The organism is Microvirga lotononidis (assembly GCF_034627025.1).
GTDB lineage: Bacteria > Pseudomonadota > Alphaproteobacteria > Rhizobiales > Beijerinckiaceae > Microvirga > Microvirga lotononidis.
Genome location: NZ_CP141048.1, coordinates 798,333 through 818,211, shown reverse-complemented (window position 1 = coordinate 818,211; position 19,879 = coordinate 798,333). Strand labels below are relative to the sequence as shown.

General features: G+C 64.3%; 22 protein-coding genes. 8 read left to right on the top strand and 14 right to left on the bottom strand.

What is annotated here, in order from left to right:
• Positions 1-5: 5 nt before the first annotated feature.
• Positions 6-848 (bottom strand): endonuclease/exonuclease/phosphatase family protein, encoded by an 843-nt coding sequence (locus tag U0023_RS03825; RefSeq protein WP_009763663.1) that lies wholly within the window; start codon positions 846-848, stop codon positions 6-8.
• Positions 849-859: 11 nt separating this feature from the next.
• On the bottom strand, positions 860-1,660 hold the full coding sequence (locus tag U0023_RS03820; RefSeq protein WP_009763664.1) for an HAD family hydrolase: 801 nt from the start codon (positions 1,658-1,660) through the stop codon (positions 860-862).
• A gap of 162 nt (positions 1,661-1,822) precedes the next feature.
• Between U0023_RS03820 and U0023_RS03815 the strand changes: the two genes are divergently transcribed.
• Together U0023_RS03815 and U0023_RS03810 are read left to right on the top strand one after the other, a co-directional pair.
• Complete coding sequence (locus U0023_RS03815; protein WP_009763665.1) at positions 1,823-3,076, top strand: glycerate kinase type-2 family protein; 1,254 nt, start codon at positions 1,823-1,825, stop codon at positions 3,074-3,076.
• 464 nt (positions 3,077-3,540) lie between these two features.
• Positions 3,541-3,717 carry a CsbD family protein gene (locus U0023_RS03810; protein ID WP_009763666.1) on the top strand — a complete coding sequence of 59 codons (177 nt, stop codon included), beginning with the start codon at positions 3,541-3,543 and terminating at the stop codon, positions 3,715-3,717.
• A gap of 40 nt (positions 3,718-3,757) precedes the next feature.
• Here U0023_RS03810 and U0023_RS03805 read toward each other — a convergent pair whose 3' ends face one another.
• The 3 genes from U0023_RS03805 to U0023_RS03795 are packed head-to-tail and all read right to left on the bottom strand — an operon-like array spanning position 3,758 to position 5,750.
• Complete coding sequence (locus U0023_RS03805; RefSeq protein WP_009763667.1) at positions 3,758-3,991, bottom strand: sulfurtransferase TusA family protein; 234 nt, start codon at positions 3,989-3,991, stop codon at positions 3,758-3,760.
• Complete coding sequence (mobA, locus tag U0023_RS03800) at positions 3,988-4,611, bottom strand: molybdenum cofactor guanylyltransferase MobA (protein WP_009763668.1); 624 nt, start codon at positions 4,609-4,611, stop codon at positions 3,988-3,990. Before mobA ends, U0023_RS03805 begins: the two co-directional genes overlap by 4 nt.
• An 11-nt stretch (positions 4,612-4,622) precedes the next feature.
• Positions 4,623-5,750: an Mrp/NBP35 family ATP-binding protein gene (locus U0023_RS03795; RefSeq protein WP_009763669.1), complete on the bottom strand. Its 1,128-nt coding sequence runs from the start codon at positions 5,748-5,750 to the stop codon at positions 4,623-4,625.
• A 219-nt stretch (positions 5,751-5,969) separates the two neighbouring features.
• Between U0023_RS03795 and U0023_RS03790 the strand changes: the two genes are divergently transcribed.
• From U0023_RS03790 to U0023_RS03770, 5 genes are all read left to right on the top strand, one after another.
• The gene (locus U0023_RS03790) at positions 5,970-6,473 is read left to right on the top strand and encodes a pyridoxamine 5'-phosphate oxidase family protein (protein WP_009763670.1); all 504 of its coding nucleotides are present in this window, start codon (positions 5,970-5,972) and stop codon (positions 6,471-6,473) included.
• Positions 6,474-6,652: 179 nt separating this feature from the next.
• Positions 6,653-7,954 carry a PQQ-dependent sugar dehydrogenase gene (locus U0023_RS03785; protein WP_009763671.1) on the top strand — a complete coding sequence of 434 codons (1,302 nt, stop codon included), beginning with the start codon at positions 6,653-6,655 and terminating at the stop codon, positions 7,952-7,954.
• Between the two features lie 56 nt (positions 7,955-8,010).
• A complete protein-coding gene (locus tag U0023_RS03780) occupies positions 8,011-8,340 on the top strand; it encodes a c-type cytochrome (protein WP_009763672.1) in 330 nt (109 codons plus the stop codon).
• Positions 8,341-8,433: 93 nt separating this feature from the next.
• The gene (gene pncB / locus U0023_RS03775) at positions 8,434-9,726 is read left to right on the top strand and encodes a nicotinate phosphoribosyltransferase (protein ID WP_009763673.1); all 1,293 of its coding nucleotides are present in this window, start codon (positions 8,434-8,436) and stop codon (positions 9,724-9,726) included.
• A 5-nt stretch (positions 9,727-9,731) separates the two neighbouring features.
• Positions 9,732-10,502: a LamB/YcsF family protein gene (locus tag U0023_RS03770; protein WP_009763674.1), complete on the top strand. Its 771-nt coding sequence runs from the start codon at positions 9,732-9,734 to the stop codon at positions 10,500-10,502.
• 320 nt (positions 10,503-10,822) lie between these two features.
• On the opposite strand, the gene U0023_RS03765 is transcribed toward U0023_RS03770, so the two are convergent.
• Positions 10,823-11,695 carry an alpha/beta fold hydrolase gene (locus tag U0023_RS03765; RefSeq protein WP_009763675.1) on the bottom strand — a complete coding sequence of 291 codons (873 nt, stop codon included), beginning with the start codon at positions 11,693-11,695 and terminating at the stop codon, positions 10,823-10,825.
• A 31-nt stretch (positions 11,696-11,726) separates the two neighbouring features.
• Positions 11,727-12,269: a D-Ala-D-Ala carboxypeptidase family metallohydrolase gene (locus U0023_RS03760; protein WP_009763676.1), complete on the bottom strand. Its 543-nt coding sequence runs from the start codon at positions 12,267-12,269 to the stop codon at positions 11,727-11,729.
• Positions 12,270-12,598: 329 nt separating this feature from the next.
• Between U0023_RS03760 and U0023_RS03755 the strand changes: the two genes are divergently transcribed.
• A complete protein-coding gene (locus U0023_RS03755; RefSeq protein ID WP_009763677.1) occupies positions 12,599-13,039 on the top strand; it encodes a DUF4112 domain-containing protein in 441 nt (146 codons plus the stop codon).
• 143 nt (positions 13,040-13,182) lie between these two features.
• Here the strand turns inward: U0023_RS03755 and U0023_RS03750 are convergent, their stop codons facing one another.
• The 7 genes from U0023_RS03750 to U0023_RS03720 form a co-directional block, all read right to left on the bottom strand.
• Complete coding sequence (locus U0023_RS03750) at positions 13,183-13,992, bottom strand: ABC transporter ATP-binding protein (protein ID WP_009763678.1); 810 nt, start codon at positions 13,990-13,992, stop codon at positions 13,183-13,185.
• A complete protein-coding gene (locus U0023_RS03745) occupies positions 13,985-14,710 on the bottom strand; it encodes an ABC transporter permease (protein ID WP_009763679.1) in 726 nt (241 codons plus the stop codon). Before U0023_RS03745 ends, U0023_RS03750 begins: the two co-directional genes overlap by 8 nt.
• A complete protein-coding gene (locus tag U0023_RS03740) occupies positions 14,710-15,432 on the bottom strand; it encodes an ABC transporter permease (RefSeq protein WP_009763680.1) in 723 nt (240 codons plus the stop codon). The genes U0023_RS03745 and U0023_RS03740 overlap by 1 nt, the downstream gene beginning before the upstream one ends.
• 184 nt (positions 15,433-15,616) lie before the next feature.
• The gene (locus U0023_RS03735) at positions 15,617-16,462 is read right to left on the bottom strand and encodes a lysine/arginine/ornithine ABC transporter substrate-binding protein (protein WP_009763681.1); all 846 of its coding nucleotides are present in this window, start codon (positions 16,460-16,462) and stop codon (positions 15,617-15,619) included.
• A 359-nt stretch (positions 16,463-16,821) separates the two neighbouring features.
• Entirely contained in the window at positions 16,822-17,667 is an 846-nt protein-coding gene (locus U0023_RS03730; RefSeq protein WP_009763682.1) for a lysine/arginine/ornithine ABC transporter substrate-binding protein, read from the bottom strand.
• Positions 17,668-17,793: 126 nt separating this feature from the next.
• Entirely contained in the window at positions 17,794-18,492 is a 699-nt protein-coding gene (locus U0023_RS03725) for a fumarylacetoacetate hydrolase family protein (RefSeq protein ID WP_009763683.1), read from the bottom strand.
• 422 nt (positions 18,493-18,914) lie between these two features.
• Complete coding sequence (locus U0023_RS03720; RefSeq protein WP_009763684.1) at positions 18,915-19,736, bottom strand: DUF4142 domain-containing protein; 822 nt, start codon at positions 19,734-19,736, stop codon at positions 18,915-18,917.
• Positions 19,737-19,879 lie beyond the last annotated feature (143 nt).

Sequence of the window (19,879 nt, the reverse complement as noted above, 5' to 3'; positions counted from 1 at the left end):
CGTTTCTATCCCCTCAGCGTGATCGCCACCGGCTGGTGATCGGATGCCGTGGTTTCGACATCGACCCGAACATCCACGATCCGACGGGCGAGATCCTCCGAGACGAAGATGTAGTCGCGGGAATGCGGTCCCTGGGGCCATTGCCGGTGGTCCGCGACGCCGGTGGTCGGCGGATGCGGGATCGTGCCGTGCCGCGCCGTCCAGGCGTCCAAGAAGGCCGGAATATCCGATGAGAAGGGTCGCTGCATGCCCGCATGAAGGGGATCGTGCGGCTCGATATTGAAATCGCCGCAGACGATGGAGCCGATGGGCGCCGGCAATGTGCGGTAAGGCCCGTCCGAGATTTCCCGAAACGCGAGCCGTGCCCGTAGAGCGGCATCCTCGTACAAGTCCCGCAGGCGCTGGATTTGAGCCTGCCGGTGCTCGTGCGAATGATATTCGAGATGGCAGGTGGTGACGCGGATCGGGCCTGCGTCCGTCGCGACGAACACTTCCAGCGCCTGACGCTGCATGCTGCGCACTTCGCTGGCGGGCCAGGGCAGCATGTGGCTCGTGACCTGCAGGACAGGCAGGCGCGACAGGATCATGTTGCCGAAGACCTGCGGCCTGCCGTCTTGATCCCTCATCTCGACGGCGGGGCGGAAGATTGCCGCATGGTCCGGCAGGAGCGCCGCCAACCGCGCAGGCTGATCGTCATGGCCGTCATGAGCGGCGAAGCCGTGGGAGATCTCCTGGAAGCAGAAGACGTCCGCGTCGCAGAACGCGCGCGCCTCATCGACGATGCGCGCGAGATCGACCCTTCCGTCGCAACCCAGGCCCCATTGAACGTTCCAGGTAACGAGCTTCATCGCGATCGGTCCTATCCGCGTCTTGCGTCCAGCAGCAGGCGGGCGAGTTCGGCGAAGCCGTCGCCCGAATGGCCCTTCGTGATATAGGCGGGCTTGCTGGTCAGGCGATGCGCGAAGGCCTCGATATTGGCGACGCCGACGCTCAAGGGAAAGGCCGCGAACATCGGCTCGTCATTCGGCGAGTCGCCTGCATAGACCACGGCATTCTTCGCTTCGTCCCAGTCCATCCCGAACACGTCGGACAGAAGGGTCCTGGCCATGCTCAGCTTGTTGTAGTCCCCGAACCATCCGTTCACATGAATGGAACTGACCTTCGCCTGCGCGCCCGCGCGCTCGAAAATGGACACGATCCTGTCCACCTCCGACTCAGGCAGAGCGGGCACATCCTCGCAGAAGTCGATGGCGAGATCCGCCATGCGATAGGCCTGGTCGCTGGCGAGCGCCGAACCGGGGACACTCGCGAGCACTTCCGCCTCGATGGCATCGAGCTTGGCGCGGTTGCGCTTCAGTTCCTCGGGGCTTGCCCAGAAGCGCTGCTGCATCGTCTTGCGTTCGCGGTCATAGCGGAAATAGAACGCGCCGTTCTCTCCCACCACAGCATCGACCGGCCACATGCGGGCGATGTGATCGCACCATCCGGCCGGCCGACCTGTCACGGGGATGACGAGGAAGCCTGCGCGATGAAGCTCTTCCAGCGCGCCGTAGGCCGAGGCCGTCAGCATTCCTTCGGACGTGACGGTGTCGTCGATATCGGTCAGAACCACACGAATGGAGCGTGCCGTTTCCAGCGGCATCTGTGAAAGGGGCGTCATGGTCATCCTTGAGAGAGCGAGAAGATCGTGAGGCGGCTAATTGCCTGCCTTTAAGCATGATCCTGCCGTGAGGTCCAAGGGCTTTGACAGGGATACGGGCCGCCTGTGTGCAATCTGCCGCTCGAGGCTTCACGTGCGGGATTTCTGACGTAAAGTGGCACCATGCCAAACGATGCCGAAATTCTCCTCGCCCTGTTCGACGCCGCCCTCAAGGCGGCGCTTCCCGATGGACAGTTCGATGGTCGTCTGCCTCTTCGGCCGAAAGGACGAACGATCGTCCTCGGCGCCGGAAAGGCCTCGGCCCGCATGGCGGCGGCCTTCGAGGAGGCCTGGACCCGCGCGGGAGGAATCTGCGAGGGACTCGTGGTCACGCGGTACGGACATGCGGTGCCGACGCGGAGCGTCGAGATCGTCGAGGCCGCTCATCCTGTCCCGGACGAAGCCGGGCTGAAGGCCGCCGGGCGCATCCTGACCCTGGCTCGCGAGGCCGGTCCCGACGATCTCGTCGTGTGCCTCATGTCCGGTGGAGCCTCTGCGTTGTTGTCGCTGCCGGCCGAGGGGGTGACGCTCGCCGACAAGCAGGATCTGAACCGGGCGCTGTTGAAATCAGGCGCTCCCATCGGGGAGATGAACCTGGTGCGAAAGTCGCTCTCCGCCATCAAGGGCGGCAGGCTCGCGGCCGCCATCGGCAAGGCAAAGCTCGTGACCTATCTGATCTCGGACGTTCCCGGCGACGATCCCGGCAGCATCGGGTCCGGCCCGACGATCCCCGAGCGCGTCGATCCGGACGTGGCCCTCGAGATCCTGCGCAAATACGGCATCGACGTGCCCGACCATGTCCTCCGGACCATCCGGTCCAATGCCGTCACCGAGCCGGTGGCCGGCGGCGCGGTGCATATGCTGTCGACGCCCAAGATGGCGCTCGACGCGGCTGCGACAAAGGCCCGTGAACTGGGGCTGACGCCGCTCATCCTGGGCGATGCGCTCGAAGGCGAGGCGAGGGAGGTCGGGCGCGTCATGGCCGGCATCGCCCGTTCTGCGCTGCTGCACGGGGAGCCCGCGAAAGCGCCATGCGTCCTGCTCTCCGGCGGTGAGACGACGGTGACCGTGCGCGGGCAGGGGCGGGGCGGGCGCAATGCCGAGTTCCTGTTGGCTCTGGTCCTGTCCTTGAAGGGCGAGCGCAGAATCTCGGCCATCGCCTGCGATACTGACGGCATCGACGGCTCCGAGGACAACGCGGGCGCCTGGTTTGACGCAAGCCTGTTCGAGAATGCCCGCGCGAAGGGAATCGATCTGGCGGCACACCTGGACAGGAACGATGCCTACACGGCTTTCGCGCAGCTCGACCGCCTCGTCGTGACCGGCCCGACTCTGACGAACGTCAACGATTTCCGGTGCATTCTCATTCGCCCCTGAAGGACGCGAAACGAAGGTTCATCGGGATGACCGCGCCTCGTTGTTCCCGGCACAAGCATCGTGATTTCCAATCCCGGCCTTCCCGTCTTTGGGTTCCCACCTTGGAGGCATGAATCGCGAGATTGTGTTAGATGACATTGGGGGCTGACCAAGGCGTTCCCGGCTGATGGGCGAGAGAAGTGATGTGCTCAAGATAGGACGGGTTCGGTAAGGCGTCGCAATCGCCCCGAAAAATGTCTTGTTCGTTAAAAAGAAGAGCCGTTCGGGAAATAGGCTGTAAAGCGCGCTTTCCGATCGATTTTGCGCTGGCTGCGCGGATTTAATGCCGCTCGTGTGAGAAATTTGCTCTCGAAATAATTCGTTTAGCTCGCTTTCGGTCGGAATCGTCGCAGGCCGCGGTTTGTTGAAACCAACCTTCCAGACCGGCGTTGCCTCAGCTGAAGTCCAGTTTCAGGAGAACCATCATGGATAACGATCGCGCCGAAGGCAGCATGAAGAACGTGAAGGGCCGCATCAAGGAAGGCCTGGGCAAGGCTCTTGGCGATTCGAAGATGGAAGCCGAAGGCAAGATGGATAAGGCCGAAGGCAAGATCCAGAACACCGTCGGCGGCATCAAGGATTCGCTGCGCAAGAATCCTTGATTGCGGTCAATGGAACGGGCCCGGCGCATGCCGGGCCTTTTCATTTGGAGTGACCGGCCTTGCGGATCAGGAATGTGATCCGTGAGGCTTCCTGCTTCTGCTCTTCCAGAATATCGCCGGTTTCCCGGATCAGGTTCGGCACATCGATCCCTGCGAGCGGATCCGTGCAGATGACATGCAACGTCTCGCCGGGCACCATGGAGCGCAGCGCTTTTCGTGTGCGAAGCACCGGCAGCGGGCACTTCAGGCCGGATAGGTCGAGCTCGGTCATCATCCGCCCCTTTGTAATGCCAGCACGCCCGCCTCGGTCAAATCCTCCGGCGTATTGACATTGAAGAACGGATCGATCGGCTCGACGGGCCATGAGGCCGTTGCATATCCATGGAGCTGCACCCAGTCTCGGATGCTGCGGATCTCTTTGTCCAGGAGCGCCTGACGCAGATCGTTTCGCAGGGAAACAGGCCAGAGGCCGACCGCGAAATGAACCTGCGAGCCCGACAATGCGCAGGCGAGGGGCTGTCCCGAATCGATACGTGCGCCATGCAGCCGCCGAACCAGATCCGCCGGAATGAAAGGCGTATCGCCGGGAACGCTGACGACCCAATCGATATCGGGACGATGGACAGCGCTCCATTCGAGGGCGGTCAGGATACCGGCCAGCGGCCCCAGATGACCTTCAATCGTGTCCGGCACGACAGGATGGAGCGATGTTCCGAGGCGAGAGATGTCGCCATTCGCGTTGACGATCATGCCGTCGCATTGCGGCGCAAGACGCTGCGCCGCATGCTCGAGAAGCGTGAGCCCAGCGACGCTGAGGAGGGTCTTGTCGCCGCCTCCCATCCGCCGCGAAAGGCCTCCCGCGAGTACGGCGCCGAGAGTGGGAGGCTGCACCATACCGGACTTTCTCACTCGATCACGATGCGCGGCGCAGGCCGTGCGGCCGCGCCGCCCGCGAGGGACGCCCAGACCTGCTGCGCCATGTCCTTGTAGATCTTCGCATGCGGCCCGTCGGGATCGGTGACGACGACGGGACGGCCGGCATCCGAAAGCTCGCGGATCGTCATGTTGAGCGGAACCTCGCCCAGGAAGGGCACGCCCAGGCGCTTGGCCTCCTCGCGGGCGCCGCCATGCCCGAAGATGTGGGAGCTCTGGCCGCAATGGGGACAGACGAAGGTCGCCATGTTCTCGACGATGCCGAGGATCGGGATCTCGACCCGCTTGAACATGGAGACGCCGCGTCGCGCATCGATCAGTGCGAGATCCTGCGGCGTGGAGACGATCACCGCGCCGGCCAGGGGCGTCGCCTGCGCCATGGTGAGCTGCGCATCGCCCGTGCCGGGCGGCATGTCGACGACGAGCACGTCGAGATCGCCCCAGGCCACCTCCCGCAGCATCTGGGTGATGGCCGACATCACCATCGGCCCGCGCCAGATCATGGCGGCCTCTTCCTCGACGAGGAAGCCGATGGACATGACCTTGAGGCCGTAGGCCTGCATGGGTTCGAGAACGCGGTTCTCCAGCAGGCGCGGCTTGCCGTGAATGCCGAGAAGCTTCGGCATGGAGGGGCCGTAGATGTCCGCATCCAGCAGGCCGATTCTCAACCCGAGGGATTTCAGCCCGAGCGCCAGGTTGCACGCGGTGGTGGACTTGCCGACGCCGCCCTTGCCCGAGGCGACGGCGATCACATGCTGCACGCCCGGAATGCGCTGGTTCTTGGGCTGGGCCGCCGCTCTCGGATGCGGCTGCGCGGTCGGGGAGGGGGCGGCCGCGCCGGAGCCGGCGGGCCGGTCGGCGGTGAGGCTGGCGAAGACGCCCTTCACGGTCGGCAGGCCCTGGACGGCCGCGACGGCGGCTTGGCGCACCTGCTCCATGGCGGGTGCCTCGGACGGCTCGATGGTGATCGAGAACATCACGCGGCCCGCATCGTCCACCACCACGTCGGACAGGCGGCCCGATGCGACGAGATTGGTTCCGCCTGCATCGACCGGAACGGTCGACAGAGCCTGCAGCACGTGCTCACGGGTTATTGCCACGATGAAGTCTCCTGAATGGCTCCGAGGTTCCAAGACCCTCATGTATAGACCAAGAGCGCGTCCGTTAAGACGCTCTCGATGGGCCGGGTACGATATCCCGAACCAAACTGCACCTTGTCCGTTGTTCACCGGACCCCTCGGGAGCCGGTTCGACCGGTCGTGGCGCTGCCTTCGATGATCGTTCCCGAGAACCTGTCATGCAAGATCGAGGAGACGAGGATGCACCAGCACGGCCATAACGATCCGAATGCCGGAAAGCTCTATGAGCTGATCAAGGACGTGAAGATCGCCATGATGACCACCGTCGATACGGACGGGACGCTTCACAGCCGGCCCATGCACAACCAGGAGGCGGACGAGCATGGCGACCTCTGGTTCTTCACCCAGATCCAGTCTCCCAAGACGACCGAACTCTCCCGCGACAACGAGGTCAACCTCGCCTATTCCGATCCGAGCAGCCAGACCTACGTGTCTGTAACCGGCAAGGCCGAGATCGTGCGCGACAAGGCGACGATCGAGAAGAAATGGTCTGAGCCCCTGCGCGCCTGGTTCCCGAAGGGCGTGGACGATCCGCAGATCGCCCTGATCCGCGTTCATCCGGCCAAGGGCGAATACTGGGACAGCCCGTCCTCGACCCTGGTGCATCTCTACGGTTACGCGAAGGCTGCGATTACCGGCGAGCAGCCAAAGCCGGGCGATCAGGCCAAGGTCAATTTGAGCTGAGGTCTGTTGCAGCGCGAAATATTCAGGGGCCGCGCGCGGCCCCTTTTCTTTGCTCTTATTCGCTCCTTCTGCCGTGGAAGTGGCTTGAATATGATCTATGTTAAGAATTGGCTGGGGAGCGCATTCAAACACGGAACGACAACGACAAAATCATAAGGGGCAGTCCCTCGGAGGAATCGATGAAGTTCATCTGGCTTGCTGCTGTCTCAACGGTTGTTCTTGCGTCCTCGGCTTTTGCCCAGCCTGCTGTCCAGGGAGGCGGCGCGAATACACCATCGGCGACGCAATCGCCGACCGGCAACCTGGAGCGCCTGAGCGGCTTCCGCACCACCGACACGCCGTCGCCCAAACCGGTTCCGCAGGAGGGCCGCAGGGCCGACGCTCTCAGGCGCAATCTCGAGAAGATCAAACTGCCGGACGGCTTCAAGATCGATCTTTACGCCGTCGTTCCCGATGCCCGCCATATGGCCGTCGGCCCCAATGCCGGTGTCGTTTTCGTCGGAACCCGCAAGAGCAACGTCTACACGGTGACGGATCGCGACAAGGATCGCGTGGCCGACGAGGTCGTCCCGTTCGGGGCTGCCGTCACCTTCAAGATCCCCAACGGCGTTTGCTTCTCACCGGACGGGATCCTCTACGTCGTCGAGCAGAACCGGGTGATCCAGTTCCCGGCCGCCGAGTTCTTCTACGAGGGCGGCGCCGACGTTCCCATCTTCCAGGTCGTGAAGCAGGGCGATCTCATTCCACCTGCGGAAGAAAGCTTCAACCACACCGCCCGCGTCTGCCGGATCGGCCCGGATAACAAGCTCTACATCGCCCTCGGACAGCCCTTCAACGTGCCGCCGAAAGACAAGCTCGATCTCTACAAGAAATTCGGCATCGGCGGCATCATCCGCATGGATCAGGACGGCAAGAACCGCGAGGTCTATGCGACGGGGATCCGCAATTCCGTCGGCATAGATTTCAATCTCGCCGACAAGTCGCTCTGGTTCACCGACAACCAGGTCGACGGCATGGGCGACGACCAGCCTCCCGGAGAACTCAACCGCATCGCCAGCATGGGGCAGAACTTCGGCTTCCCCTATTATGGCGGCGGCACCATCCACACGGTCGAGTACAAGGACGATCCGGTTCCGGCCGGCGTGATCGGCCCCCAGGCCTTGATGGATCCGCACGCGGCCGATCTCGGCATGATGTTCTACACGGGCAAGATGTTCCCGCAGACCTATCAGGGCGGCATCTTCTCGGCCCAGCACGGGTCCTGGAACCGCACGAAGCCGATCGGCGCGCGGGTCATGTTCACGCCGGTCAAGGCGGACGGCACGGCGGACAAGCCGCAGGTCTTCGCGGAGGGGTGGCTGACGGAGAACGGCGAATATCTCGGCCGCCCGGTCGATGTCGCCATGCTGCCCGACGGCTCCCTCCTGATATCCGACGATACGGCGGGAGCGATCTATCGCATCTCCTACGAAGGACGCTGAGCACTTCTCGACGGGCGCCTCATCCGGGGCGCCTGCTTCTCCTGGGACCATCCGTCATGACATCGATCCATGCCCTCGCCCTGGCGGGTCTCCTCCTCGGCGGCCTCGCCGCCGACCCAGCCCTTGCCGGAGATGCCAGGGCAGGACGCCAGAAGCTCACCACCTGTCAGGGCTGCCACGGTCTCGATGGGCTCTCGAAAAACCCGGAAGCGCCCAATCTGGCCGGCCAGGTCGAAAGCTATCTTGTCAGAAGCCTCGAAGCCTATCGTTCGGGCGACCGCAAGAACGAATCCATGAACATTGTAGCGAAAGACCTGTCGGACGAGGATATCGCCGATGTGGCGGCCTATTACGCCTCGATCCAGGTCGATGTCCTGCCGCCCTGACGGGGCTGCATGGAAGTCTTGTAGCCGGCACTCTTTCATCCCGGACGGCCCTTCGCTATTGTCTCGCCTCCTTTGAGTGGCAAGGAGCAGGCGATGGTGGACATCGCGACCCGGGTCTACAACCATACCTGGAAGATCGACCCGATCGTCCGGTCCGTCCTGGATACGGATTTCTACAAGCTCCTGATGGCGCAGACGATCTTTCGCCGCCACCGGGACGTGCAGGTCACGTTCGGCATCCATAACCGCACCACCCGCATCCGCTTGGGCGACATCATCGACATCGGTGAACTGCGCGAGCAGCTCGACCATGTGCGCAGCCTCTCACTGACGCGCGGCGAATCCACGTGGTTGCGCGGCAACACCTTCTACGGCAAGCGGCAGATGTTCTCGCCGGAATTCATGGACTGGCTCGAGACCTTCCGCTTTCCGGAATACCTGCTCGAAAAGGAAGACGGCCAATATGTGCTGACCTTCCACGGCCGCTGGATCGAGACCACCATGTGGGAGATCCCGGCTCTCGCCATTCTCAACGAGCTGCGCTCGCGCGGCGTGCTCAAGGGCATGGGCAAGTTCGAGCTTCAGGTTCTCTATGCCCGCGCGATGACGCGGGTCTGGGAGAAGATCCAGCGGCTCAAGCAGCTTCCCGATCTATCGATCTCCGATTTCGGCACGCGCCGCCGCCACGGCTTCCTGTGGCAGGATTGGTGTGTGCAGGCGATGATCGAGGGCCTGGGCGCTTCCTTCCTCGGCACGTCCAACTGCCTCATCGCCATGCGGCGCGAGGTCGAGGCCGTGGGCACGAACGCCCACGAGCTGCCGATGGTCTACGCGGCCCTTACCGACAGCGACGAGGAACTCGCCGAGGCGCCATACCGGGTGCTGGCGGATTGGCAGCAGGATTACGAGGGCAACCTGCGCGTGATCCTGCCCGATACCTACGGCACCACGAATTTCCTGCAGAACGCTCCCGAATGGGTGGCGTCGTGGACGGGCATCCGCGTGGATTCCAAGGACCCGATCGAGGGCGGCGAGGAGGCCATCGAGTGGTGGCGCCAACGCGGGCAGAATCCAAGGGAGAAGCTCGCGATCTTCTCCGACGGCCTCGACGTGGATGTGATCGAGCGGATCCACCGGCATTTCCGCGGGCGCATGCGGATGGGTTACGGCTGGGGCACGCTTCTGACCAACGATTTCCGCGGCCTTGCGCCCGAGGGCGCGCTCGACCCGATCTCCATCGTGTGCAAGGTCATCTCGGCCGATGACAGGCCGACGGTGAAACTCTCCGACAATCCGACCAAGGCCATGGGGCCGAAGGCGGAAATCGAGCGCTACAAGCGCATCTTCCATGTGGGCCAGCAGACGGCCAAACCGGTTCTGGTGTGACGGACATGAACATCGATCTCAATTGCGACATGGGGGAGGGCTTCGGCCCCTGGCCGATGGGGGACGACGAGGCGATGCTCGACATCGTTTCCTCGGCGAACATCGCCTGCGGCTATCATGCGGGCGATCCGTCCATCATGTTCCGCACCGCCGAGATGGCGAAGCAGAAGGGCGTCGCCATCGGGGCGCACCCGGGTTTCAACGATCTGCACGGCTTCGGCCGCCGCGTCATCCGCGGCGACAGCCCGGCCGAGATCGAGCGCATGGTGGCCTACCAGATCGGCGCCATGCAGGCCCTCGCGGCGCTTGCCGGGCACAAGGTCACCTATGTGAAGGCGCATGGCTCGCTCAACAACATGGCGAACGAGGACATGGATCTCGCGCTCGCCATCGCCCGCGCCATCAAGGGCGTCGATGCCAGCCTCGTCAACGTGTGCATGCCCGGCCTTCTGATGGAAAAGGCTTCCGAGCAGATCGGCGTGAAGGTCGCGCGCGAGATTTTTGCCGACCGGACCTACGAGGACGACGGCACGCTCACCAGCCGCAAGAAGCCCGGTGCCGTGCTCCACGATGCGGAATTCGCCGCCGAGCGCATTCTCCGGGCTGTCCAGGACAAGGCGATCACGACGGTGTCCGGAAAGCGGATCCCGCTCGAGATCGACACGATCTGCGTGCACGGCGACGAGCCGAGCGCGGTCGCGATGGCGCGTACGGTTCGCGCGAAGCTGGAGGCGAACGGCATCACCATCGCGCCGTTCGCGAAGGCTGGGTCGTAGAGTTCTCAACTCATCCTGAGTGGCCCGCCCAGAGAGGACATAGCGTGTTTCCCTCCCTTGGTGAGAGGATCAAGGGTGGGGGCCAGCGCTGGGTTGGCCACGTGTGGCACGGGTTTACCTCTCCCTGAGGGAGAGGGCGTAACCCCTCACCCGGACCTGACGGTCCGACCTCTCCCCATGGGAGAGGTGAAGCTGCGGCATCGTCGCGCAACATCTGCATAGGCTATCGCTCACCCCGCACCTCCATCTCCAACCCACAGGCGGGAGGAGAGCCGTCGGCGTATTGTGGTGAGTGAGGGCTAACAGCAGTCGCGGGTGTTTCAGCCTTTGAACGCTCTCGCCAGGAATGGCTCCAACGCCGCCAGCGTTTCCTCCGGCGCTTCCTCGGCGAGGTAATGGCCGCAATCGATGCCGTGGCCTTCCACGCGGTCGGCCCAGTCGCGCCATACGGCGAGAACGTCGTACCAGCGCTCCAGCCCGTTCTTCAGGCCCCAGAGGGCCTGCACCGGACAGGCGATTCGGCGCCCGGCCTTCTGGTCCTCTTCGTCGAGGCGCATGTCGATGGTCGCGCCGGCCCGGTAATCCTCGCACATGGCGTGGATCGTCTCGGGGTTGGTGTAGCAGCGGCGATATTCGGCCAGCGCAGCTTCGTCGAAGAGCGAGCGTCCCCGGCGCAGATAGAACACGTCCGGGTCCGATGCGATCAGGCGCTCGGGGATGGGATGGGGTTGAGCGAGGAAGAACCAATGCCAATAGCCCATGGCGAAGGCCATGTCGGTGCGCTGGAAATGCTCGGCCGTGGGAATGATGTCGAGAACCGACAGTGCGACGATCCGGTCGGGGTGATCGAGCGCCATGCGATAGGCGCAGCGCCCGCCGCGGTCGTGGCCGACGACAGCGAAGCGCTCGAAGCCGAGGGCCCGCATCGCTTCGACCTGATCGCGCGCCATGGCGCGCTTGGAATAGGGCTCATGGTCGGGCGTGGTCGGCGGCTTCGCGCTGTCGCCGTAGCCGCGCAGATCGGCACAGACAATCGTGTAGCTCTCGGCGAGCTTCGGAGCCACCTTGTGCCACATGACATGGGTCTGCGGATGTCCATGCAGCAGAAGGACGGGCGGGCCGTTCCCGCCGTGGCGGAGGTTGATGGTCGCGCCGGAGGTTTCGATTTGGCGATGGGTGAAATTCTCGAACATTCTGCCGTTGTATCGGAGCGGGCGTTCGTCGTCACCAGGAACGACGTTCGCCGTTATCGATATGGATGATGCCGTTTCGATAGATCTTAAGGCCGCCGACCTGGGGGAGCCCCCGCAGATAGGCCATGACGCCCCGCGCTCGGGCATGCACGCGAAAATCGACGGCACGGCAGGCGAGATGCAGGGAATGGCGGGCTCCTCCGGCCCGCCAGTTGCGACCGCGGCTGCGATGGGTCGACTCGACGCTGACGGGGCCGAACTTCTCGGCCACGGAGGCGACCACTTCGCGCAGGTGACCGGGGATGCAGTCCGTCGGAGCGCTGTCGCGCAGGGTGATCGTTCCATGAGCTACCAAGGACGTGAAGCGGGAGAGCGCTTTGGCATCCGGCAGACTTCCGGTGACGTCGGCATCGTCGAGGCCATTATCGGACGGCAGGCTGGCATACTGGGCAGGCGGAACGACCCCGCCGCCCCCATCATCGGCCTTGAGCGCGGCCGGGGACAATCCGGTCAGAAATGCTCCCATCATGATCGCGACCCTGGACACGTGACGAACTCGGGCATCGGTGCTCATCGGGTTCTCCCGTTCTGAGCCCCCACAGAGTGACTGCCGCCGAAACGATATCCGGCGGACCTCGCTGCTGGTTGGTCGCCGGTGGCGGAGGTCGCAGCGTTAGGCACCGCTACCTAAAGTGAGCGTGGTCTTAGGCAAGAACACCTATCCAGATTCGGCCCGGCGGCAGCCTCCCTTGGTCGGCAAAGCTTTGCTCTGCAACGAATCCTATGAGAGGAAATTATGGGTGAGTTATGGGATAACGGGCCCTGAATCTTGCGGAAGGGGCCTGGAATGCACACATCACTGACCGTTGTGCCGGTCACGGGACCGGCCGCTTGGAGATGGGAATGACCACTGCTCGCAGCGCTGCTTTCGACGCCCTCAAGGCCGCCGGCCCGACACAGGCCGACGCGATCGCGCGTGTCACGCTCGTTGCAAGATTGCTGGACGACGCCGTGCTGATCCCCGGCTTGAACCGGCGCGTCGGCTTCGATGCCCTGATCGGCCTCGTGCCGGGCATCGGCGATGCGGTCTCGGCGGTGCTCGCCAGCTACATCATCTGGGAGGCCCGTCGGCTCGGCCTGCCGCGCTGGAAGATCGCGCGCATGATCGGCAACGTCGCGTTCGATACGGCCATCGGGGCGATCCCGATCGCAGGCGACGTGTTCGACGTGTTCTTCAAAGCCAACCGGCGCAACCTGCGGATCATCCACGAGCACCTGGGCATGCCCAAGCGCGGCCCGGCCGAGATCGACGGCACGGCCGTTCGGGTGAGCGAGCGGTCATGAGGCGGATCTGACGTTCTACCCGACACGTCGTCACCAGCCCAGTGCCGGTGATTCCGATCCTATGAAACGCTGAGCCTCACCGTATCGAGATGGCCGGCACAGGGCCGGCCATGACGGGCAACCGAGTCATGACCGTCAGTGCTTCATCGATGGCTCGAGATGAACTGCTTGAAGCGTTCCGATTTCGGGGCGCCGAACACCTCGGTCGGCGCGCCTTCCTCCTCCACCACGCCCTTGTGCAGGAACACGACGCGGTTCGACACGTCGCGGGCGAAGCCCATTTCGTGCGTCACCACAAGCATGGTGCGGCCTTCCTCGGCGAGCGAGCGCATGACGCGCAGCACCTCGCCGACGAGTTCCGGGTCGAGCGCGGAGGTCGGCTCGTCGAACAGCATCACCTTCGGGTGCATGGCGAGCGCCCGCGCGATGGCCGCGCGCTGCTGCTGGCCGCCGGAGAGGTGCGAGGGATATTGATTGCGCTTGTCGACGATGCCGACCTTCTTCAGCAGCTCCTCGGCCTCGGCGATGCACTCCGCCTTCGGACGCTTCTGCACATGCACCGGCGCTTCGATCACGTTCTCCAGGATCGTCATATGGGACCAGAGATTGAAGCTCTGGAACACCATGGCGACGCGCGAGCGGATGCGGTCCACCTGGCGCTGGTCGGCGGGCTCCATGCCCTTGCGGCCCTTCTTGAGGCCGATGGTCTCGCCGCCGATGCGGATCTCGCCGGAATCGGGTACCTCCAGCATGTTGATGCAGCGGAGCATCGTGGACTTGCCGGAGCCGGAGGCGCCGAGGATCGAGATGACGTCGCCTTCCTTCGCGCTCAGCGACACACCCTTGAGCACCTCGAGATTGCCGAAGCTCTTGCGGAGATTGTTGACGGAGACGGCGGCAGCGGCCCCGGAGGCCGCGGATTGGGTCGACAAGGATGCAACTCCGTTAGACATGGGCGGCCTCCAGACGCGGCTCGATGGCCGGGGGGCGGCGCAGATGCGGCGAGAGCCACCATTCGATGGCCATGATGATGCGCGTAATGATGAAGTTGAGGATGAGGTAGATCAGGCCCGCCACGATGAAGACCTCGACCGCGCGGAACGTCTGCGAGATGAGCTTCGCGGCAAGACCGGTCACTTCCATCATGGTGATGATGGAGGCCAGCGACGTGGCCTTCACCATGAGAATGATCTCGCTGCCGTAGGCGGGAAGCGCCTGACGGACCGCGATGGGGAAGACGATGCGGCGGAAGAGCAGGAGGCCCGACATGCCGCAGGCTCTGGCGGCCTCGACCTGGTTGTGCGGCACCGATTGCAGGCCGCCGCGCATGATCTCGCTGGCATAGGCGGCGGTGTTGAGGGTGAGCGCCAGCACGGCGCACCAATAGGGCTCGCGGAAGAACGTCCACAATCCCCATTCCTGCAGCGTCGGACGGAACTGCCCGAGTCCGTAATAGATCAGGAAGATCTGCACGAGCAGGGGCGTTCCCCGGAACACGAAGACATAGGCTTGCGCCGGCCAGTCGAGCACCTTGACCCGTGACATGCGCATGAGCGCAAGCAGCATCGCCAGCACGGCCCCGAGGGCGACCGACATGAAGGCCAGGTTGAGCGTCAGCGGCACCCCGCCCATGAGGGTCAGGAAGGTGTCCCGCATGAAGGCGAAATCCATCAGGAAGCCCTCCGCATGCCACGCATCGAATGAGCCTCTGCGCGCTGGAACAGGTAGGTCGAAACCCAGGTGATGAGCAGGTACAGGATCGCCGCCGTAACGTAGAAGTCGAAGGGCCGGCGGGTGGAGCCCGCCGCGATATGCGACTGGCGCAGCAGCTCGACGAGGCCCGTCACGGAGATCAGGGCCGATTCCTTGAGCACCAGCTGCCAAGTGTTGCCGAGGCCCGGGATGGCGTAGCGCAGGACCTGCGGGGCTATGATGCGGCGGAACATGAGCCAGCGGTGCATGCCGACCGAACGGGCGGCCTCGATCTCGCCGCGGCTCACGACCTGATAGGCGCCGCGGAAGACCTCCGCCTGATAGGCGCCAGACACGATGCCGATGGCGAGCGCGCCGGTGACGAAGGCCGGCACGCCGATGAAGCCCTGGGCACCGAACAGGCTGCCGATGGCACCGAGCGCCGCCGAGCCGCCGAAATAGAAGAGATAGATCACGAGAAGATCGGGAATGCCGCGCAGGACGGTGGTGTAGCCGTCCGCCAGGCTTCGGATCACAACATTGCCGCCGATCTTCCCCCAGGCCACCAGGGTCCCGACGACGGAGCCCGCAAGGAAGCCGCATATGGCGACGGCAATGGTCATCCCCGCCGCGGTGAGAAGGGCCAATCCCCATCCGTTGGGGCCGAACCCGACGAGCTCGAAATAGCTCAGCTGCTGCACGCTTCAACTTTCCTGAATATGTCTCCCCTCCCTGACAGGGCGAGGGGAGACAGGATCCGTCAAATCCGGCCTCCGCCGGATCATGTCCCGGGTCCGTGTAGCAGGATCCGGGACTTTTTTTCCAGTGGGCTAAGGGACCGAATGGATCCCGAAGCGCCAGTCACCTCCGCGGCCGGGCCCGATGTCAGGCCTGCGGGGTCGCGTCGATCTTGAACCACTTCATCGACAGCTTCTGGATCGTGCCATCCTTGATCGCCGCCTGGATCGCCTCGTCGAAGGACTTCTTCAGTTCCGTGTCGTCCTTGCGCATGCCGACGGCGACGCCGCGGCCGAGCAGGCCCCCGCGCATGCCCGTGCCGGCAATCACCATGTCCTTGAACTCGGGCTTCTCCTGCGTGGCCTTCAGCGCCCCCTGGCCGGCGAAGATCGCGTCGAGGCGACCGGCGGACAGGTCGAGGTCGTGCTGCTCCGTGGTCTTGTACTCGCGGATCGTGACCGTGTCCTTCAGGTAGGTCTCCACGAATTGTGCGTTCACGGTCGCGGTCTGGACGCCGACGGTCTTGCCCTTCAGCAGCGGCTTCCAGGCCTCGATCGCCTTCTTGGCACCTTCCGGATCCTTGTCGAGGTTCACGGTCGTGCCGGTCCCCGCCAGCTTGGCGAGGGGAGAATCCTTCATCACCCCGAAGCCATGCGGAGTGGCCGCATAGGCAATGGAGAAGTTGATGGTCTCAAGGCGTTTGTCGGTGATGTTCATGCCGGCCATGATGGCATCGTACTTCTTGGCCTGGAGCGCCGGGATGATGCCGTCCCAGTCCTGGGCGACGATCTCGCATTTCACCTTCATGCGGGCGCACAGGTCGTTGGCGAGGTCGATCTCGAAGCCCTCGAGCTTGCCGCCCGCGCCGGTGAAGTTCCACGGCGCATAGGCGCCTTCCGTGGCGATCTTGACGGTCTTTTCCTGCGCGGAGGCCGCGCCGATGGCGAGGGCGGAGGCCAGCAGGCCGAGACCCAATGTCTTGAAGAATGTCATCGTCTTCCCTCTGGTCAGCTTCAACTGATCCTATTGTCGGATGAGGATCGGTGCCCCCATCGCGCGTCCAGAAGCTAACATTCAAAAGCCAAGCCGGCGCAAGTGCTAAACATGCTGAATAAAGCGTCCAAGCTGGCGAATTCGGTCGCAGTTGATATCCACGGATACAAAAAGGGCGCGACCGAAGCCGCGCCCTGGATATTTCGGTCTCCTGCTACGTCAGAGCCGTCCCCGGACCTGATCCGGGCATCAGTCCCGGCCCTCTCGTCTGGAGAGGCGTCGCGCCTTTCAGCATCGGGATCACCGGCACAAGGCCGGTGACGACGTGGGCGGCGAAATTCCCGCGAGAGGCTGGACGATCAGGAGCGGGGAGTGGTGTCGATCTTGAACCACTTCATGGACAGCTTCTGGATCGTGCCGTCCTTGATGGCGCCCTGGATGGCTTCATTGAAGCTCTTCTTGAGTTCCGTATCGCCCTGACGCAGGCCGACGCCGACGCCGGCACCGAGCAGGCCGCCGGTGATCGACGGGCCGACCAAGGCGTAATCCTTGAACTCGGGCTTCTCGAGGGTGCCGATGATCGCGGTCGCGTCGGCCAGCACCGCATCGATGCGGCCGGCTGCGAGATCGAGGTCGTGCTGTTCCGTGGTCTTGTACTCGCGGATCTCGGCCGTGCCCTTCAGGTACTTGTCGGCGAAGTTCGCGTGGATGGTCGAGCCCTGGACGCCGATGGTCTTGCCTTTGAGGAGCGGCTTGTAGGCCTCGATCGCCTTCTCGGCGGCGGCCTGCTGGCTCGTCAGGTTGAAGGCCTCTCCGGTGCCCGGCATCTTGGCGAGCGGGGAGTCCTTGGCGACGAGGAAGCCGTTCGGGGAGTTGGCGTAGGGACCGGCGAAGTCGATGGTCTTCTTACGCTCGTCGGTGATGCTCATGCCGGCCATGATGGCATCGTACTTCTTGGCCGTGAGGGCGGGAATGATGCCGTCCCAGTCCTGGGCGACGATCTCGCATTTCACCTTCATGCGGGCGCACAGGTCGTTGGCGAGGTCGATCTCGAAGCCCTCGAGCTTGCCGCCCGCGCCGGTGAAGTTCCACGGCGCATAGGCGCCTTCCGTGGCGATCTTGACGGTCTTTTCCTGCGCGGAGGCCGCGCCCATCGCAAGAGCGGAACCGAGAAGAGCCAAGCCGACGGTCTTAACGAATTTCATAGTCGTTCCCTTGTTCGTGGACCCCGGCTCGCACCGGGGCCTGATGTAACGGCAGCCGTCTCCGGCCGCGCCGTGACGCAGTAACAGCCAAACTCGCCAAAAAGGCAAGGGGTGGCCGGGCAGGCCTCAAACGACCTGCAGCTTGATCTCGCCGAGGCCCTCGACGGCCCCGACCATGGTCTGGCCCTTCGTCACCGCACCGACGCCATCGGGCGTCCCGGAGAAGATCACATCGCCGGGGGCAAGCTCGAAATAGGAGGATAGATAGGCGATCTGCTCGGCGACGGACCAGATCATGTCGGACAGGTCGGCCTTCTGCTTCGTCGTTCCGTCCACGGACAGGGAGATGGCCCCGCCTGCCGGGTGTCCAACCTGCGAGACCGGGTGGATCGGCCCGACCGGACCTGAATGATCGGCCGCCTTGCCGAGCTCCCAGGGGCGGCGAAGCTGCTTGGCCTCGTCCTGGAGGTCGCGGCGGGTCATGTCGAGGCCGACCGCATAGCCGAAGACATGGTCGAGGGCCTGCGCGACGGGAATGTCCCGTCCGCCCTTGGCCAGGGCCACCACCATCTCGATCTCGAAATGGTAGTTCCCGGTCTTCGGCGGATAGACATGGTCCGTCGTCTCGCCATCCCTGACGGGCTGGAGCGCATCGGCGGGTTTCATGAAGAAGAAGGGCGGCTCGCGTGTCGGGTCGCCGCCCATCTCCCGCGCATGGGCCGCATAGTTTCTGCCGACGCAATAGACGCGGCGGACCGGGAACAGGTCGGCGGTGCCGGCAACGGGAAGGGCGGGGAGCGAAGGCGCGGGAATGACGTAGGTCATGGAAGCTCGCGGAAGGTCGGAGGGTGGTCGGACACGGTCCGAGAAGAAGGACCTGCTGCTCCCTTCCTACACCTTCGAAGAGGCATCGCAACCCGTCGCGATTGGGATGCGGATAGGGCTTTCGACGAACATGAAAACGCGAGGCCAACCTCTCACACGGCAACTCAACCCGGGACTTGATCCGGTGATCCCGATGCGAGCGTCCCATCCATGTCATTCCCGGAAGGACGCGCAGCGCAGGGGAAGGGAACCCATCGCGCAGCACTTGACCATGAATCTCCGTCCCGAGACTTCGGCTCGCCGGAGATGGCAGCGGAGTGCGTTCTCATGATGCGGGACGGACAAGGAAATGGCCGGCACGAGGCCGGCCATGACAGGGAAGGGATTTATCGGCGGGGCACCGACGACCTGCCGAAAGTGCCTTAGCGGCGACGGGCCGTACCGCCCGGGAGACGCTGAGCGTCTGCCGCATGGTGCTCCAGGTGCGGAACCACCGAGGCCGCGAACTGGCGCAGACCGGGATCGTTGCCGGCCTGGGCGTAGCCCGCATGGAGCGCCAGGGCCTCTTGGTGGGCCATGCGCTGAGCCTGACCATAGAGGCGGTCAAACTGCGGACCCGAGGTCGAGGCGAGCTGGTTCAGCATGGCCATCTTGTCCGGCGGAAGCGGAACGCCGAGGCGCACCGGGCTCACGGAACCGGTCGCCCGCACGTCGGCCGCGGTCCCTGCGGCAGCGCCCGTGGTCGCCCCGACGCCGGCCCCGACAGCCGCGCCGACCGGGCCGCCCACCAGGGCTCCGACGCCCGCGCCCGCAAGCGCGCCGGTCGCCGTGCCGCCGGACGTTCCCGGAGCACCGCTGGCGGCCGCGCCGGCCGTGGCACCGGCGGTCGCTCCGACACCGGCGCCGACGGCCGCGCCGACCGGGCCACCGACGAGGGCGCCGATGCCCGCACCCGCAAGGGTGCCGCCCATGGTTCCGCCGAGGAACTCACCGGACGCGGAATAGACCGGACGGCCGCCGTTCAGGGCCTGGCTGGTCATGCCGTGATCCCTGATCATGTTCTCGGCATAGCGGCGCACCACGGGGTTGCGCGAGCGTTCGAGGGCAAGCTGGCTCGATGCAATCTCGAAAGCGTCCGACTGAGCCGCCATGGTGCGGTAGGTCTGGCTGTCCAGGATCTGGGCAGAGGCCGGAACGGCCGAGACGGACGCAAGCAAAGCTGCGAGAGGAAGATACTTCTTCATCGGGTGACTCCTGTTTCCGGGATCGCAGAACACCGTGCGAAGCCGAGCAGGCTTGCGGAACTCATGGGTGGCTGCTGCATCCGTTCAACGGAGTGCGATCGGGGCGGTTCCAGAAAACCTAAGGATATATTGCCAGTCGAGCT

Coding starts and splice junctions, on each gene's coding strand:
- U0023_RS03825 (WP_009763663.1), bottom strand. CDS start 848: ATGAAGCTCGTTACCTGGAACGTTCAATGGGGCCTGGGTTGCGACGGA.
- U0023_RS03820 (WP_009763664.1), bottom strand. CDS start 1,660: ATGACGCCCCTTTCACAGATGCCGCTGGAAACGGCACGCTCCATTCGT.
- U0023_RS03815 (WP_009763665.1), top strand. CDS start 1,823: ATGCCAAACGATGCCGAAATTCTCCTCGCCCTGTTCGACGCCGCCCTC.
- U0023_RS03810 (WP_009763666.1), top strand. CDS start 3,541: ATGGATAACGATCGCGCCGAAGGCAGCATGAAGAACGTGAAGGGCCGC.
- U0023_RS03805 (WP_009763667.1), bottom strand. CDS start 3,991: ATGATGACCGAGCTCGACCTATCCGGCCTGAAGTGCCCGCTGCCGGTG.
- mobA (WP_009763668.1), bottom strand. CDS start 4,611: ATGGTGCAGCCTCCCACTCTCGGCGCCGTACTCGCGGGAGGCCTTTCG.
- U0023_RS03790 (WP_009763670.1), top strand. CDS start 5,970: ATGCACCAGCACGGCCATAACGATCCGAATGCCGGAAAGCTCTATGAG.
- U0023_RS03785 (WP_009763671.1), top strand. CDS start 6,653: ATGAAGTTCATCTGGCTTGCTGCTGTCTCAACGGTTGTTCTTGCGTCC.
- U0023_RS03780 (WP_009763672.1), top strand. CDS start 8,011: ATGACATCGATCCATGCCCTCGCCCTGGCGGGTCTCCTCCTCGGCGGC.
- pncB (WP_009763673.1), top strand. CDS start 8,434: ATGGTGGACATCGCGACCCGGGTCTACAACCATACCTGGAAGATCGAC.
- U0023_RS03770 (WP_009763674.1), top strand. CDS start 9,732: ATGAACATCGATCTCAATTGCGACATGGGGGAGGGCTTCGGCCCCTGG.
- U0023_RS03765 (WP_009763675.1), bottom strand. CDS start 11,695: ATGTTCGAGAATTTCACCCATCGCCAAATCGAAACCTCCGGCGCGACC.
- U0023_RS03760 (WP_009763676.1), bottom strand. CDS start 12,269: ATGAGCACCGATGCCCGAGTTCGTCACGTGTCCAGGGTCGCGATCATG.
- U0023_RS03755 (WP_009763677.1), top strand. CDS start 12,599: ATGACCACTGCTCGCAGCGCTGCTTTCGACGCCCTCAAGGCCGCCGGC.
- U0023_RS03750 (WP_009763678.1), bottom strand. CDS start 13,992: ATGTCTAACGGAGTTGCATCCTTGTCGACCCAATCCGCGGCCTCCGGG.
- U0023_RS03745 (WP_009763679.1), bottom strand. CDS start 14,710: ATGGATTTCGCCTTCATGCGGGACACCTTCCTGACCCTCATGGGCGGG.
- U0023_RS03735 (WP_009763681.1), bottom strand. CDS start 16,462: ATGACATTCTTCAAGACATTGGGTCTCGGCCTGCTGGCCTCCGCCCTC.
- U0023_RS03730 (WP_009763682.1), bottom strand. CDS start 17,667: ATGAAATTCGTTAAGACCGTCGGCTTGGCTCTTCTCGGTTCCGCTCTT.
- U0023_RS03725 (WP_009763683.1), bottom strand. CDS start 18,492: ATGACCTACGTCATTCCCGCGCCTTCGCTCCCCGCCCTTCCCGTTGCC.
- U0023_RS03720 (WP_009763684.1), bottom strand. CDS start 19,736: ATGAAGAAGTATCTTCCTCTCGCAGCTTTGCTTGCGTCCGTCTCGGCC.